Origin of the sequence: Pedobacter sp. BG31, from assembly GCF_042464845.1 — a bacterium.
Taxonomy (GTDB): domain Bacteria; phylum Bacteroidota; class Bacteroidia; order Sphingobacteriales; family Sphingobacteriaceae; genus Pedobacter; species Pedobacter suwonensis.
Genome location: NZ_JBHNZK010000006.1, coordinates 282,273 through 299,490, shown reverse-complemented (window position 1 = coordinate 299,490; position 17,218 = coordinate 282,273). Strand labels below are relative to the sequence as shown.

At 37.8% G+C, this 17,218-nt stretch carries 13 protein-coding genes; 8 read left to right on the top strand and 5 right to left on the bottom strand.

The annotated features are described in order from the left end of the window. The 3 genes from ACFE6N_RS10515 to ACFE6N_RS10505 all read right to left on the bottom strand — a co-directional run. The coding region (locus tag ACFE6N_RS10515; RefSeq protein ID WP_378936232.1) for a helix-turn-helix domain-containing protein at positions 1–161 on the bottom strand (161 nt) is incomplete at its 3' end. Between the two features lie 386 nt (positions 162–547). Beyond that, positions 548–898, bottom strand: a complete 351-nt coding sequence (locus ACFE6N_RS10510) for a hypothetical protein (RefSeq protein WP_378936226.1) — start codon at positions 896–898, stop codon at positions 548–550. Between the two features lie 16 nt (positions 899–914). After that, the gene (locus ACFE6N_RS10505) at positions 915–1,763 is read right to left on the bottom strand and encodes an energy transducer TonB (RefSeq protein WP_378936225.1); all 849 of its coding nucleotides are present in this window, start codon (positions 1,761–1,763) and stop codon (positions 915–917) included. A 202-nt stretch (positions 1,764–1,965) separates the two neighbouring features. On the opposite strand from ACFE6N_RS10505, the gene ACFE6N_RS10500 reads away from it, so the two are divergent. From ACFE6N_RS10500 to ACFE6N_RS10490, 3 genes are all read left to right on the top strand, one after another. Then, a complete protein-coding gene (locus ACFE6N_RS10500; RefSeq protein ID WP_090985644.1) occupies positions 1,966–4,140 on the top strand; it encodes a glutamine synthetase III in 2,175 nt (724 codons plus the stop codon). Positions 4,141–4,861: 721 nt separating this feature from the next. Further along, positions 4,862–6,043 carry an AIR synthase-related protein gene (locus ACFE6N_RS10495; protein WP_378936222.1) on the top strand — a complete coding sequence of 394 codons (1,182 nt, stop codon included), beginning with the start codon at positions 4,862–4,864 and terminating at the stop codon, positions 6,041–6,043. Positions 6,044–6,408: 365 nt separating this feature from the next. After that, a complete protein-coding gene (locus ACFE6N_RS10490) occupies positions 6,409–6,804 on the top strand; it encodes a c-type cytochrome (protein ID WP_378936220.1) in 396 nt (131 codons plus the stop codon). A 197-nt stretch (positions 6,805–7,001) separates the two neighbouring features. Here ACFE6N_RS10490 and ACFE6N_RS10485 read toward each other — a convergent pair whose 3' ends face one another. Both ACFE6N_RS10485 and ACFE6N_RS10480 read right to left on the bottom strand, forming a co-directional pair. Then, the gene (locus ACFE6N_RS10485; protein ID WP_378936218.1) at positions 7,002–8,186 is read right to left on the bottom strand and encodes a M12 family metallopeptidase; all 1,185 of its coding nucleotides are present in this window, start codon (positions 8,184–8,186) and stop codon (positions 7,002–7,004) included. 524 nt (positions 8,187–8,710) lie between these two features. Continuing rightward, the gene (locus ACFE6N_RS10480; protein ID WP_378936216.1) at positions 8,711–11,869 is read right to left on the bottom strand and encodes a carboxypeptidase regulatory-like domain-containing protein; all 3,159 of its coding nucleotides are present in this window, start codon (positions 11,867–11,869) and stop codon (positions 8,711–8,713) included. A 691-nt stretch (positions 11,870–12,560) separates the two neighbouring features. Between ACFE6N_RS10480 and lpdA the strand changes: the two genes are divergently transcribed. The 5 genes from lpdA (at position 12,561) to ACFE6N_RS10455 (ending at position 17,193) form a co-directional block, all read left to right on the top strand. After that, on the top strand, positions 12,561–13,949 hold the full coding sequence (gene lpdA, locus ACFE6N_RS10475) for a dihydrolipoyl dehydrogenase (RefSeq protein ID WP_090985358.1): 1,389 nt from the start codon (positions 12,561–12,563) through the stop codon (positions 13,947–13,949). A gap of 172 nt (positions 13,950–14,121) precedes the next feature. Continuing rightward, entirely contained in the window at positions 14,122–14,964 is an 843-nt protein-coding gene (locus ACFE6N_RS10470; RefSeq protein ID WP_378936214.1) for an MBL fold metallo-hydrolase, read from the top strand. Continuing rightward, positions 14,961–15,518, top strand: a complete 558-nt coding sequence (locus tag ACFE6N_RS10465; RefSeq protein ID WP_378936212.1) for a GNAT family N-acetyltransferase — start codon at positions 14,961–14,963, stop codon at positions 15,516–15,518. Before ACFE6N_RS10470 ends, ACFE6N_RS10465 begins: the two co-directional genes overlap by 4 nt. 340 nt (positions 15,519–15,858) lie before the next feature. Continuing rightward, positions 15,859–16,218 (top strand): hypothetical protein, encoded by a 360-nt coding sequence (locus tag ACFE6N_RS10460; protein WP_090985352.1) that lies wholly within the window; start codon positions 15,859–15,861, stop codon positions 16,216–16,218. A 447-nt stretch (positions 16,219–16,665) separates the two neighbouring features. Further along, positions 16,666–17,193 carry a ferritin gene (locus tag ACFE6N_RS10455; protein WP_090988394.1) on the top strand — a complete coding sequence of 176 codons (528 nt, stop codon included), beginning with the start codon at positions 16,666–16,668 and terminating at the stop codon, positions 17,191–17,193. The last annotated feature ends 25 nt before the right edge of the window (positions 17,194–17,218 follow it).

Sequence of the window (17,218 nt, the reverse complement as noted above, 5' to 3'; positions counted from 1 at the left end):
TGAAGGGCAAGCTCTCCGCCCTGTTCGTAAAGTTCTTTGAAACGATAAAAGCTATCGCGTGAATAACCCATTACCTTGCAGGCTTGCGAGACATTGCCCAAATGCTGAGCAAGCTCAAGGATACCTAGTTTGTTCTTAATGATCTTTGCTTGTGTAGTCATAATACTAATCTCTGTTACGTTGTTTAATTTATTGTAACTGTCAGATTAAGTTTTGACTAATTCAGATAAAGATTGCTTCGTCGGCTGAAAAAGCCTTCTCGCAATGACGATCCTCGGAGGTTTATTTCAATTAGATGCTACTGTCAATCATATTGATTTTTTATACAATAAATTATCCCTCAGTGTAACACATCTAACAAAAAAACGGCCTGAGCAATGCCCAAACCGTTCACCTAAACCTACATCTACCTCAAAACAATAACGTTGTTAAGGAATAATGTAAGATGGCACAGGTAAGGTCGAAAGATAACCATCATCCATTTTCCACCTTACATCATCCATCTTCTTACATCGTTCATCTACCATCCTACATCATCCATCCTACATCATATCCCCTGCACATCCTTTCTCACTTCTTTTCTCCAGGCTTTCCCATATTTTTTATCCATAAAAGAAGCGACTACTTTATTATAATCTTCAATCCTGATGGCAGAAGGTCCTACACAACCCAAATCCTGATAGACTACACCATATTTTTGCTCAAACAACTCCTGGCCTTTAATGCGTATTGATGCAATTCCACCCTGAATCAGGAATTTAGGTTTTCCCTTTTTAATATCGGCATTGGCCTGTTTAACGCTTTCTGTTTTAATGCCATCAGCCATCAAAAGCGTTCTGGCACTTAAGTGTACCGAAATCAAACATAAGATCATCCAGATTAACGTGTACTTTTTCATGGTTTAGTTAGCAATTTTAATTAGAAATCTGAAAATTAATGGCCATATTGTACCTCACCCGCACCGGAACACCTTTGTTTTTACCCGGTTTCCAAAGCGGCGATTTTTTAATCACTTTTATTGCTTCTTCATCGCAACCAGCCCCAAGTCCCCTTAATACTTTTACATCTGTAACGGAACCATCTCTCTCTACCACAAAGCTTACAAATACCTTACCTTGAATACCATCTTCCTGTGCCTGATATGGATACCTTAAGTTACGCTCCATATATTTAGACCAGGCTTTGGCACCTCCGTTAAACTCCGGGTATTCATCAACTCCTATAGCATCTATAATCGCATTTGGATCACCGGTACCTTCTCCATCCTTGGCTGTACCTGTACCATCGCCACTGCCTTTATTATCGCTGATGACCAAATTAGGTGCAACAATACCATCTTGTGTTTTATCGCTGATCACGGCCTGCTCAATTTCCTTAATGGTGGGCGGATCAGGAAGATCCACTTTATTCACCACAACTACCTGTGATGGAAGTGCAATGGTTTTGACTTTAACCGGATCAGCTTTTGAGGGTTCAACCTTTTTTTCAGGTTCAGGCGTTTTCGGTTTCATTTGGTGAATCACCTGGGTTAAATCAATAACCTTTGCCTTTTCTACCACTACATCTTCTTTAGGGAAAAACTTGTTATAAATCAAAGGCGAAAAACAGGCCAGTACAAATAAACTGCCTGATACGAAAAGTACCCTCGTCATAATCGACGATGATTTGGATCTTAAATCGTAAGCACCATAATTTTTGTTGCGGTCTGCAAATACAAGATCAAGCCACTCGGTCTTGTATACGTTAATTGAAGAGTTGAACATAGCTTTTATTTTTATAGCATGATGCAACAAAATCTTCAATTCCATAAAACATCCGAAAAATCTATTTTCGTTACAAAAAATGAAATTTCTCACCTGAAAAACATTTTTTTATTTCATTTTCAATAAAACTGATATAATTTTTGTGATTATTTTACTTGAATTGATAAAATATGCTATTTTTGACAAAAAACATAACGAATTAATGAAAAGCTTAAGAACCATCGCATTAAAAGAGGCTCAAAACAGAATTTCGCCTGAAGTTAAATCTCCTTCTGCTAAAATTTCTGACTTTTTTGGCGCTAATGTATTTGATAAGAAAAAAATGAGAGATTTCTTATCTAAAGACGTGTATGAGAAATTAATTTCATCTATCAATCAAGGTGAGTTAATTAATGCAGACGACGCAAACCAGATTGCTACTGCCATGAAATCATGGGCAATGGCTGCCGGAGCAACCCACTATACACACTGGTTCCAGCCTTTAACCGGTACTACAGCCGAGAAACATGATTCGTTTTTTGAGCCTAGCGGTGAAGGTGCAATTGAAAAATTTTCTGGCAGCGCTTTAGTTCAGCAAGAACCGGATGCATCTAGTTTCCCTAACGGTGGTATCCGTAACACTTTCGAAGCCCGTGGTTATACCGCCTGGGATCCTTCATCTCCAGCCTTCATTATGGAAAGCAAAGCCGGTAAAACCCTTTGTATTCCTACCGTTTTCGTATCTTATACAGGCGAAGCCTTAGATTATAAAGCACCTTTATTAAAAGCCTTAGCTGCTTTAGATAAAGCTGCTGTTGATGTTTGCCAATACTTCGATAAAAGCATCACCAAAGTAAATGCTTCTTTGGGTATTGAGCAGGAATATTTCCTTGTTGATGAGTCGTTGTTTAACGCCCGCCCTGATTTATTGTTAACCGGCCGTGCATTATTCGGACACATGTCTGCCAAAGGTCAGCAATTAGAAGATCATTACTTCGGTTCAATCCCTGAGCGTGTATTCACTTTCATGGTAGATTTCGAAAACGAAGCCCTGAAATTAGGTATTCCTTTAAAAACCCGTCACAATGAGGTTGCTCCTTCTCAATTCGAATGCGCACCGATTTATGAAGAAATCAACTTAGCGATCGACCACAACCAATTGTTGATGGATTTGATGGAAAAAGTTGCCCGTCGTCACCACTTCCGTGTTTTATTACACGAAAAACCATATGCAGGTATCAACGGATCAGGTAAACACAACAACTGGTCGTTAATTACCGATACCGGTAAAAACTTATTGGCACCAGGTAAAACGCCGAAAAACAACTTAATGTTCCTTGCTTTCTTTGTGAATACCATTAAAGCAGTGAGCGAGCATGCAGATTTATTACGTGCAAGTATTGCATCGGTAAGCAACGACCACCGTTTAGGTGCAAACGAAGCGCCACCGGCAATCATCTCTATCTTCTTAGGCTCACAATTGAACGATGTATTAGATGAGATTGAGCACTCACGTATCAGCAAAAAAATCAAAGAAGATAATGCACTTTGGTTAGGTATCCCTAAAATCCCTCAGATTTTATTGGACAATACCGATCGTAACCGTACCTCTCCTTTCGCATTTACAGGTAACAAATTCGAGTTAAGAGCGGTAGGTTCTTCTGCAAACTCTTCTGCTCCGATGACGATCTTAAACGCGATTATGGCTGAGCAGTTGATTAAGTTCAAAGCTGAAGTAGATAAATTGATCAAAAAAGGTGATAAAAAAGACATCGCCTTGTTAACGGTGATCAAAAAATACATCAAAGAATCTAAATCAATCCGTTTCGAAGGTAATGGTTATAGCCAGGAGTGGGAAGATGAAGCTGCTGCACGCGGTTTATCAAACATCAAAACCACACCAAAAGCGTTGGATGCTTATTTAACGGAAAAATCGGCTGAGTTATTTGCAACAACCGGTATTTACAGCTCGCGTGAGATTCATGCCCGTCATGAAATCATGTTAGAAAACTTCTACAAAAAATTACAGATCGAAGCACGTGTAATGGGCGAAGTAGCCAATACATCTATCATCCCTGCTGTAATTGCTTACCAAAACTCATTAATTGAAAACGTTAAAGGATTAAAAGAATTGGGTATAGACAGTAAGTCTTCTTTAGAAATTGTTAAAAAACTATCTGAGCACCTGGATATCGTTAAAACCAATATCGATGCGATGTTAGAAGAACGTAAAGTAACCAACAAACTGGAAGATACCCGCGAAAAAGCGATTGCTTACGATGAGAAAGTTAAATCTTACTTCGATACCATCCGCTACCACGCTGATAAGCTAGAGCAAATTGTTGATGATAGCGTTTGGCCTTTACCAAAATTCAGAGAATTATTATTCATGAAATAGATTTTAAGCCTTAAGGTTTAAATCAGAGGGCGTAAGGTTTAACTTTACGCCCTTTTTCGTTTTATAAATTCGTCATTGCGAAGAGGAACGATGAAGCAATCTTACAACGATCGCTATACATATATCCATTAACTTATATGTCATTAAATCCTTAACGTGGTTAAAGATTTAGGAAATGATAAAAATTAGCATCCTCCCTCGTCTCGTCATCCTGAACTTGTTTCAGGATCTAAAAGGTACAATTATAAAAGGCATTTTTTTTTGGAAAGCAATACCCCTGCTCATCGATTAAGATAGGCCTGCTTTCCTTCCTGCTGTAGAATCTTTCAACTTCTCAATTCATCCTTAACAGCATCCACTCATCCGATGGCCATCGGATCAGGTTTATTTAACAACAGGCGGTGCAAAGAAAAATCCTGCCAAAACGAACCAAACTTAGTATCATAAGCCCGATTGTACGAATGCCGTTTTATCAATGATTATTTTCTATCCGATAAATTAAAACGGCAGGAGGGAAAGCGGGGCTGCAGGCCGCGATGAAAAACGACCGCTCACTTCCAAAACATCTTCAAATTATATATTTAAACCAACCCTATAAAAATTAAACCTCTACTCCATACCGATATTCGATCTATCAACTCCGGACTTCTGACTCCAGACTTCAGACTTTCTATCTTCTCCCCTTTTACCTTCCACCTTAAACAACTATCTTTGCGGCAACATGAGTGATAACAGGTACAATCAACGTGGCGTTTCTGCCTCAAAAGAAGATGTGCACAATGCCATCAAAAACATCGATAAAGGAATTTTCCCAAAAGCATTCTGCAAAATCATTCCCGATATTTTAGGTGGTGATGAGGCATACTGCAACATTATGCATGCTGATGGCGCAGGTACCAAGTCATCGTTAGCTTATGTGTACTGGAAAGAAACCGGGGATATTTCGGTTTGGAAAGGAATTGCACAGGATGCCATCATCATGAACATTGATGACCTTATCTGCGTAGGTGCTACCGATAACATCCTCTTGTCATCAACCATCGGGCGTAATAAAAACCTCATTCCCGGTGAGGTAATTGCCGCCGTAATTAACGGTACGGAAGAAATTCTGTCCGATTTACGTGAACAGGGCATTACCATTTACTCAACAGGTGGTGAAACGGCCGATGTGGGCGATTTGGTTCGTACCATTATTGTCGATTCTACCGTAACCTGTCGTTTAAAACGTGAAGAAATTATCAGCAACGACAACATTAAACCTGGTGATGTCATTGTAGCCTTAGCCTCTTCGGGCCAAGCGACTTACGAAACCGAGTATAATGGTGGTATGGGTTCAAATGGCTTAACTTCTGCCCGTCATGATGTTTTCGAAAAATCAATCGCCAATACCTACCCTGAAAGTTTCGATCCGGCAGTGCCATTTGACCTGGTTTTCTCTGGAGGTAAAAAACTGACCGATGAAATTGAAATTGAAGGTCACGGTAAAATAACCGTTGGCAAACTGGTACTTTCTCCTACCCGTACCTATGCGCCGGTGATTAAGCAGATTTTAGAGAAACACCGCAATCAGATTAATGGTATTGTACATTGCAGTGGTGGTGCCCAAACCAAAGTGCTTCACTTTATCAATGATGATATCCATGTTATAAAAGACAATTTATTCCCTGTTCCTCCGCTGTTTAAGCTGATCCAGGAACAATCAGGAACCGATTGGAAAGAAATGTACAAAGTGTTTAATATGGGACACAGAATGGAACTTTATGTTCCACAGGAAATTGCAGATAACCTTATCGAAATTTCAAAAAGTTTTAATATCGATGCCAGAATTATTGGCCGTGTAGAAAAAGGTAACCAAAAGCAGGTAACCATTGAGAGCGAAAAAGGAACATTTGTTTACAATTAAACTTTAAATTATTCAATCAATCATAGCCCTGAACACATCGTTTGGGGCTTTTTTTTTGCAATTGTCATCCCCGGCCTAGATGATTTAATTTCCATCGATTTATCCGTTGTCCCCAATTTGATTCAATTGTTATATAATCAGGATATATTGAAGCGTTGGAAAGTCAATTGGAAGTCCTTGCCTCTGAGTCCATCACATCATGATGGTTAGTATCGCTGAGCAACCGTGTTTCCCACCTGAGCGTGTCCGATAATAATCGGATGACGATCGCTGAAACATCAATAATGCAATAAATCCATTACAATCTGCAAAAGTCATATCTGTATCATAAAAAGATTTATATTAGTTCTACCAATCGACAGAACATGAATTATAAAAAGACCATCGTAATGGGCCTAATGGCTTGCTTTATATTGAGCCTGAGCGCTTTTATGCCTAAACCCGAACCGGAACCAAAAGCAAAGAATTTAAAGGTATTGCCCAAAAATATCAGCAAGGAAGAACTGGATAAAGTAATGGACAATTTTAAGCTTGCCTTAGGTGTGCGATGCAGCCATTGCCATGCACCGATGAAAGACAATCCCAGAAAGCTTGATTTTGCCAGTGATGACAAACCTGAAAAGGAAACTGCCCGGGAGATGATGCGCATGACCGCTAAAATCAATAAAAAATATTTTCATGAGGCCATGAAAGAAGGCAACACTATTGCAAAAATCGCCTGTATCACCTGCCATAATGGTAAAACTGAACCAGCGAAATAAAAAATATCCGCCCTAATTAGAACGTTATATCATTAAAAAGCAAAAAGCCTGATCAAAATCAGGCTTTTTGCTTTTTAATTTTGCTACAAATTTATGAAAAGTACTTTCTTCTCCGTTAGCTTTTTTCTTGATAAAGAGAGGAATTTTTTCACTTATAAAAATGGCTCAATTATACAAAAAACAACGAAATGTATTATTTACATTATTCGAATAACATTACAGGTAACAGTATATGAACCATCCATCTCGTTCATATTTTGATCATATTGTTCGTTAAAAATTTCAGATCCAAGGTAACATTCTGTGGCTCCTGCAGGGAGAGTAATTATTGACTCATGCACTTCATAGGTATAATTATGATTGTAGTATTCCTTTCGGGTGGAAATAACCTTTATCTTAATTTGCTTGGGAAGACTAATCTGATTTAAATTATTATCATAAAAGTTTATATGAGCATTTCTTGTTGACCTGTTTACATATTCACTAATCTCGTTAATGTTTTCATCAGTAAAGAAGTAATTAAACTTAATTGGCGTATACAAATAATTCACACCATCTATATCGCCTTGTGAAAGAAAATAATTGTCACCCCACGTTGTAAAACCATCTTTTTTTGTCATTTGAGGAGCTATGTTACCACCTATCCGAGCATCGACATTATTAGAGCGGTAAAGCATTACTGAATTGAAATCAAAAGGACCGATCTGCGAACCATTCCTGCCTTGAACATTATAGGTGTCATATTGCGATGTCCAGTTTGAATTAATATTGGAATAGTTGACATTAATATATTGATCACGATCGACTCTTGTCTGCTCATGCATTAAGCCAACTGCATGCCCTATTTCGTGGATAACTACAGTTAAACCTGCATTATTTATTAACCTGATGGCCTGTACACCACCAACCATGCCTAGTTGAGAATCACCACCACCTTGTGCCGGTTGACCAGAAAAATTAACATAATTAGCTTGATTGGTTCTTTGTACAAAACGTATCGTGGTATTTGCCTCCCAGTGATTGATGGCACTAACGATACTAGAATAATTATTAGCGTCATTAATGGTATAATAAACAATGCCATCTGGCCACAGTTTTTGAAAATCAGCTGTAAATGTGCTTTCTGGTATTGCACCCTTATCATTACCAACCTTATTATATTCTAAATAAGCAATCTGATCTTTTGACAAAACAACATCTCCTCCAACAACATATTCTCCTCTGCTATTAATTTGAACGGTAACCTGTCCACCATTCTTCAAATGATAGGTAATAACTTTTCCTGGAGTGTTTTGCGATTGTTCCTGCTGCACGGAAGTTTCTTTTTTACAAGCACTGATCAAAATAACAAGCGCTGCAAGAGTATAATAGATTTTTTTCATGTTTAACTGTTTAAAAAATTAATTCATATTAATTGATGTTAATGGTAAAACAAGAAAGTTCTTATGGAAAAGCACGAAAGTTTGGTTATAGAATTTAATTAGATCAGGAGAGATAAACTGCTTAAAGCGGGTGATAATCTAATCGATGAAAAGAATATTTCAGAGAGAGCGTGAATTCATCATGTTTTTTGTTTTCCATTCTAAAAATACAGATTTACTATTAAGAAGTTGTTATATTAAATGAGATAATTATTATTACACGCAATGCTACTTAAAACTATCATTCAAGAGATAAAACTTTGTGATCTTCTTTCACGTCTCATATTATATTGATATCATAAGTTTTTATAAGCATACCGAATAAAGGTCTTTTCCGTAGGTATTATTGGAATATATATAGCGAACTGTGCACTAACGTAAACAATATACTGTAGATTTATAACCCTCTATCCAGACCAATTATTAGCAAAAAAAAGCCCTGATCGTATTGACCAGGGCTTTAACATTTATTGTCTTTTTAAGTATTAGTTAAAGTTGTAACGAACACCAATTTGAGCCTGCCATCTTGAAGCAAATGGAGCTACCTGATATGCCGTGCCATTAGTTGGCGCGCGGAAAGTATAGTTACCGCCGGTAGTAGCATTGTAATTATAATTGATCAAAGTAGAAGCATTGTTAGATAATGAATACAATTTGCCCCAATCTTTGTTAATCAGATTACCTATGTTAATAATATCAAGAGATAACTGTAAGCTGTTTTTATTGCCTTTACCACCTACAAAACCTAAATCTTGCATAATACGGGTATCAAACTGATGTTCCCAAGGCATTCTTGCTCCATTACGTTCTGTATACTGACCTCTTTTAGAACTCAAGTAAGGATCGCTATTGATGAATGCATCAAGCGCAGCCCACTGCTGTGCAGGTGTAAAAGTTTGCGTTCCAACAGTTAAGGTACCAAAGTTAATATCGCTTTGTGTTCTTGGAACATAAAGTAAATCATTTTGGTTATTTCCATCCTGGTTAAGATCACCAAAATATAAATAAGTAAATGGAGAACCAGATTTACCTACATAGAATAAAGAGAAAGTAGTTCCGAAAGCTTTATTTTTACCATACTTTATACTGTAGTTTAATGCTCCTGTAACTCTATGCCTGATGTCAAAATTAGAATAAGCTAAATCAGGGTTGTTTGGATCGTTAACAATCTGAACGAAACCGAAGTTAGATGAAGCTGTACTGCTTGCACCAGAGTTAACATCTTTTGATTTACCATAAGTATATGATCCAGATAAGAACAATCCAAAGTCAAATGATTTTTGTAATTGTGCAGTTAAGTTATAAGTACTTCCTTTATCGGTATTATCTAAATAATAAACGTTTGTGAAAGTAGTGTTTACCTTTCCGGCAGCAGTAGGATAGTTAAATAGTGGACGACGATCGGCACCACCAGTAATACCTGCAGGAATAGTACCGATTGCAGATTTCATGTTAATATTTTTGTACAATACATTATTAACAGTTTTACTATACAATGCCTCCAAAGTACCGGTAATTCCACCAGGTAATTTAAAATCTGCTGCAATGTTTGTTTTAAAAACCTGAGGTAATTTAAAATTATTATTAGCCAGGTTTACTTCGTAGGTTGATACTGAACCACCTGCTGCTTTTTGATTTGCAGGATCGGCAATGAAAGTACCTGTACCGTTAGTGGCATTAACAGCGCCATATAACATACCACTATTGGTGAATTGGTTTGATAACCAAACAAACGGCGCACGGCTGGTTAATAATCCTGCACCACCTCTCAATTGTAAAGCTCTGTCGCCGGTTAAATCCCAGTTAAAGCTCATACGTGGTGATACTAAGATTTGACCACTTGGAGTTTGATCTGTTCTTTGATTAGGGAAGGTTGAAGGAATTAGCGGATTAGCTGCTGGATCATCAAAGAACAATGGTACATCAACACGTAAGCCAGCTACTAATTTAAAACCTTTGAATGCTTCAATTTCATCCTGGAAGTAGAAACCCAATTGTGCTGCACTAAATTTAGCTGCAGGAGAACGATCACCAGGTACCACAGAATAAGTTGCTGCTGCAACGTTTGGCTTTGCGTTGTTAACGAAATCGTTCAAATTGCTATAAGTATAACTTCCGGCAAAGTTGTTCATGAACAAGTTTCTGAATTTAAAGAACTCGTTGTGTGTACCAATCGTGAAAGTATGTTTATTGGCAAATATTTTTAAGTTATCAGTAAACTCAACAATATCCTGATCTAATTCGTTAGCAGTAGAACTTCTTTCAGAACCTACTAAAACCGAGTTGCCAGAAATCCCATTGATGTTGTTGATCTGGATTTGAGGGAATAATGCCCCAGACGTAGATCTGAAGTCACGGATCCTTTGGTAACCAACAATTAAATTATTGGAAACACTTGGAGAAATTGAGCTTCTTAATTCTAATACTGATACGTTTTGATTATTGTTAAATCTGTAAGCATTATTACCGAAACGGAATTGAGTTGTACTTCTGCTAATATTATCGTCAAAAGCTTTAATATAGTTGTGACGTAATGTTAACTGATTCTTCTCATTAATATTCCAATCTAAGCGTACAAAAAGCTTATTATTTTGTGTCTTAGAATCGATGACACCTGAAGTTCCCGCATCATAACCATATCTTGTTTGCAAGGTATTAGCAATTGTTTGTGCATCAGCAGCTGAAAGAACTGAACCAGGATCACCTACATTTAAAGTAGTTGGCTGTTGAATTCTTCCCATCTCACCATTCACAAAGAAGAATAATTTATTTTTAATAATTGGTGCTCCTAAACGAAAACCGAATTGAGTGTTGTAGAATTCGGCTGCTTTTGTATTTAAGCCATCAACACTTTTACCAATTGTATTTTGGTTTCTACCAAAAAAATAAGCAGAACCTTCAACTTTATTTGTACCTGAACGTGTGATTGCGTTAATACCACCACCAGCAAAGTTTCCTAATGTTACATCAAATGGTGCCAAAACCACCTGTAATTCCTGAATTGCATCTAATGAAATAGGTTGCGTGTTAGCCTGACCACCTGGCGCACCATTACCGGCCAAACCAAATACGTCATTATTTACCGCGCCATCAATACTGATGTTATTAAACCTGTTGTTTGCACCAGCAAAAGAGTTGCCGTTAGCTTGTGGAGTTAAACGCGTAAAGTCGGTTAATGAACGAGATAACGAAGGAAGGCTTTCTAATTGCTCTTTACTGATGTTTGTAGAAGCGCCTGTTTTTTTACTATTAAAAACAGGATCGTTTTTACCAGTAATCACAACTTCGTTTAGTTGTTTACTATTATCTGAAAGTATTACATTTAAAATGTAAGGATCACCTAATTTTAAGGTTAAATCAGTGATTTTCTCAGGCTCATAGCCGATATAGCTAACTTCTACAGTGTAAGGGCCACCTACACGCATGTTTGAAATGGTGTATCGACCATCATTATTTGTTGATACAGAATAAACTGTACCTGTAGGAACGTGCGTAGCTTTTAAACTTGCACCAGGCAAGGCACCTTTGGCGTCCTTAACTGTTCCGGTCATTGTTGAGGTAGTTACCTGTGCGTTAGCACCAATAGTAATACCTACAAATGCAACAATAACCAGTACTAATCTTAAAAGTAAAGATTTCTTCATACTTTGATTTTTAATTTTTTTGTTATTAATGATAATTCAAAAGGATTTTATAGCTGCAAATGTCCTAATAAAATTTAACAGATTTTAACATTCAATGTTAAAAAATTATTAAGTCGGTCATAATTTTTCAACATTTAACATATATGATAGCCATTACAACTTTCAGTTTATCAATGCATTGATTGGAAAACTAAATTTTTAACAACAAAACCAATAGTTGCTTAATATTTCGACATAAAAATTAAATTAACATTGGTATTTTTCTAATAATACATATCAACAATTATTTTTTAAGCAATAACATGGCTGTTATTCAACTTTTTATTCAGCTACCCAAATATAATTTTGTAAATCAGGGCGATTATATCTTTCGTTTTTAAGGAGAATGGGGTTAACAATATTCAAACATTGTAAATTTTAACTGCTATCTGAATATTGGCTTAGTCAATTGACATTTTTTTTTTAGTTTTGGACGATGGTTAACGGAGTAGCCTCATTCAATTTTTGGTAATGTTAAAGTTTAAAGCCCGATTATCAAGATTGAAACAGCCCCCTTAACTATATACGTTATAAAAACTGAACATTAAGAAACAAATATCTTTAAACGGATCGGAAGCACAGGCCAAATTAATATCCATTATATCCCGGCAAACTCCCGTCTGAAGGATAAATAACAAAATAGAAAAAACAGATGAATTACGACGTTATTGTTTTAGGCAGCGGCCCTGGTGGTTATGTAGCTGCAATCAGAGCTTCTCAATTGGGACTAAAAGTAGCCATTGTTGAGCGTGAATCATTAGGTGGTATTTGTTTAAACTGGGGCTGTATCCCTACTAAAGCGCTTTTGAAAAGTGCTCAGGTTTTCGAATATATTAATCATGCTGCTGATTACGGAATTACTACTGCAGGTGCTACTGCAGATTTTGCTGCTGTGGTAAAACGCAGCCGTGGTGTGGCCGATGGCATGAGTAAAGGCGTTCAATTTTTAATGAAAAAAAATAAAATTGACGTGATTATGGGAACTGGTAAAGTAAAACCAGGAAACAAATTAGAAGTCAGAGGAGCTGATGGTTCTCAAAAAGAACTGAGTGCAAAAAATATCATTATCGCTACGGGTGCCCGTTCAAGAGAATTGCCTAACCTGAAACAGGATGGCAAAAAAATTATCGGTTACCGCCAGGCCATGGTACTCCCTGAATTACCAAAAAGTATGGTAGTGGTAGGTTCTGGTGCCATCGGTGTAGAGTTTGCTTATTTCTATGCTACCATGGGCACTAAAGTAACCATTGTGGAGTTTATGGAAAACGTGGTTCCTGTGGAAGACGAAGACGTTTCAAAACAATTGCTACGTAGCTTAAAGAAAACCGGTATTGATGTAATGACCTCTGCAAGTGTAGAATCTGTTGATACCAGCGGCGCAGGTTGTAAAGTTTCGGTTAAAACAGCTTCAGGCATGCAAACCATCGAAGCTGATATCGTGCTTTCGGCAGCTGGTATTGTAGCCAATATCGAAAACATCGGCCTGGAAGAAGTAGGTATCAAAACCGAAAAAGGCAAAATCGTTACCGATGAGTTTTACAACACTTCGGTAAAAGGTTATTATGCGATTGGCGACGTAGTTGGCGGACAAGCTTTAGCACACGTGGCTTCTGCAGAAGGTATTATCTGCGTGGAGAAAATTGCGGGTCAGCATGTGGAACCGTTAGATTACAACAATATCCCTGGATGTACTTATTGCACCCCTGAAATTGCTTCAGTAGGATATACCGAAAAAGCAGCTAAGGCAGCAGGTTATGAACTGAAAATCGGTAAATTCCCGTTTTCGGCATCAGGCAAGGCCAGTGCTGCAGGTGCCAAAGATGGTTTTATCAAATTAATTTTCGACGCAAAATACGGCGAGTTATTAGGCGCGCACATGATCGGGGCCAACGTTACCGAAATGATTGCCGAAATTGTGGTAGCTCGGAAACTGGAAACTACCGGACACGAAATGATCAAATCTGTTCACCCTCACCCAACCATGAGCGAAGCCATTATGGAAGCTGCTGCTGATGCCTACGGAGAAGTGATCCACTTATAAGGTAGAAGGTTTAAAGGTAAAAGGCGTAAGGTGCCAAAAACCTAAGTAAAACCGATATACCCTGAAAACCCTTTAGTTAATCCTAAAGGGTTTTTGTATTTTTAGCCAATCCGATCTTGATATTTAGCAATAGCATCTTGATACCCGGTACTAAATACTTGATACTAAAAAAATGAAACTTCACACCATAAACACGGGCCTATTTAAATTAGATGGCGGTGCCATGTTCGGCGTAGTACCTAAAGCCATCTGGCAAAAAACCAATCCTGCTGATGCAAACAATCTTTGCACCTGGGCCATGCGCTGCCTACTGATAGAAGAAGGCAATCAACTGATTTTAGTGGATACCGGAATTGGAAACAAACAGGACGAGAAATTTTTTAGTCACTACTACCTGCACGGAAACGATTCCCTGGAAAAATCACTGGCACAGTTGGGTTTCGGAACAACAGATATTACCGATGTTTTCCTTACCCACCTTCACTTTGACCATGTTGGCGGGGCAATTATAAGAGCAGGTGAAAAATTGATACCAGCTTTTAAAAATGCCAGATATTGGAGCAACGAAAAGCACTGGAAATGGGCAGTTGAACCCAACGCAAGGGAAAAAGCCTCATTTTTAAAGGAAAACATCTTACCGATACAAGAAAGCGGACAGCTTAACTTCGTGGTTGAACGGGAAAATATAGAATGGCAAAAGGACATCAACATTAGTTTTGCTTACGGCCATACCGACGCCATGATGCTGCCTAAAATCAGTTATAAAGACCAAACCATCGTGTATATGGCCGATCTTTTGCCTTCAGTAGGTCACCTGCCTTTGCCTTATGTAATGGCCTACGACATGTTTCCTTTAAAAACATTAACAGAAAAGCAGGCGTTTTTGGAAGAAGCGGTCGACAATAATTACATACTTTTTCTTGAACATGACCCTATTAACGAGTGCTGCACCTTACAACGTACAGAAAAAGGAATACGTGTGTCAGAAACCTTTAAGCTAAGTGAGATTTCATGATCAGGCGCGCCAAACCAGAAGATGCAACGCAAGTTGTACCGCTGTTACTTCAAGCCATGGCTGAGCTTGCGTCAAAGCTAACCCAAACTCAGGATCAGAACACCATTAACCGCATCTTTGAACATTTTTTTCAACAATCAGGCAATCAGTACAGCTACGAAAACACCTTGGTTTTTGAAGAAGCAGACAAAGTACTCGGCTCATTAACCGCTTATGATGGAGCAAAGCTGCTTGAACTTAGAAAGCCATTTTTAATTTATCTGAGTCAGCCTGATACAACAGATAGTCACCTAGATGCAGAGACTCAAAGCGGAGAGTTTTATCTCGACAGCATCAGTGTAAATGCCAGTGCCCAGGGCAAAGGTATAGGCAAACAATTAATTAAAGCAGGCCTGGCCTGGGGAAAACAATCGGGGCATCAAACGATTGGCTTATTAGTTGAGCAAAATAATGCGCGGGCCTTGAAGCTCTACCAGCAAACGGGCTTTAAAATCCAAAATGAAAAGGAGTTTATGGGCGGCAGCTACCACCATATGGTATTTAACGTTAAATAGCAAAAAGTAAATTACATCAGAAATCGCCGTTTTCGAGCAACGAAGCAATTTTTAAGTATACGGCGACGAGCAATCGTAGTAGAATTGTTTCGCAGGCTAAAAAACCTGCTTATCATGACGACTTTTCTCAAGTATTAAAACCGCCTTCCTTCCTTCCTTCCTTCCTTCCTTCCTTCCTTCCTTCCTTCCTTCCTTCCTTCCTTCCTTCCTTCCTTCCTTCCTTCCTTCCCTCCTTCCATCCTTCCCACCATACCTAAACGCCACCCGCCAAACGCTAAACGCTATTTTTTTTTCACAATTTATTTGTATTTAATCTAAATAATACCAATTTTTGTAACCGATGGAAAAAGCGTGTATAGATATTAACCAACTCGTTAACGTATTCTCAAATACCCACGGTTCAATTTATCAGTCAGATAAGTTAAATTGCTTCTATGTAGATTTTGGGGGAAAGTTTGCACGCTACAATTGCCTTACGCTTCAAAAATTAAAAGCTGTTGTAGAACAGATTGATGTTGAAGCACTTCTTTTAAATACTCAAAAAGCAGATTTCGAATTGGTTACCTTTAACGGCTGCGAACATATCTATTTATTAAGTGCCCTCGAAATCATTGCGTTAAAAGATTTACTGCAAGGCACCTTTACCATGTTCAAGCTTAACCATATCATTAGCGACTGCCTTTACAGATTGGTTTACTAATTTATTGTTGGTTCATTGACCATTGGCAACTCAATACGTCATAGTAAACTTGTTTCAGTATCTATCTAAAAAGATTCTGAGATCAACTCAGGATGACGATTGCACAGAAAACTGAAAATTGCCAACTGAAAACTGCTAACTTAGAAATTAAAAACCAACTCAATCCGCCATACTGAACTTATTTAAGTATCTGTCTACTGAAAACTACCAACCGGAAACTGAAAACTGAAAACCAATCATCATCCCGCTGATCCTCAACCCCTATCCGTTTGGCGTTATCCATCCATTTTCCATCCTCCATTTTACATCTTACATCACCTACCCTCCTTATTTAAACTGATTACAAATAATTAATTATCAACAATTTAGACTAATTTCATATTGCAAATAAATTAGAACCCAGAACAAATTCAGTTTACATTTGTATTGTTATTAAAGTACAGAAATATGAAAGATCTAATGCGTATCAAATGTTTAATATCTCAGGATATCGAAACATTATTAAATCAGCAAATTAAAAAAGAGGCTCACTCTTCATCATTATATTTATCCATGTCATCCTGGTGCGATCAAAATGGCTTCGATTATTCAGCAGATTATTTTCTAAAGCAATCTGAAGAAGAAAGGGTTCACCAGCTTAAATTATTCAAATATGTATTGGATATGGGCGGAAACGCCATCTCGCCGGAAGTTAGCGGAATCAAAACAGAATTCGCAAGTTTCAGGGAAGTTTTCGAAGATGCTTTGGAGGCAGAAATCGCAATTACCCAAAGTTTCAAAAACATTGCAGCCAGATGCCACAAAGAACAGGATTTCGTAACTATGGAATTTTTGAACTGGTTCCTGAAAGAGCAACGTGAAGAAGAATACAAAGCACGCAGGGCCTTAGAATTGTTCGAGGTAATTGGCGAAGAAGGTACCGGAAGATGGGAAATTGATAAACACGTGAACAAAATTTCTTACTCAGAAGAATAACAACAACAAAACATATATTGAAGAG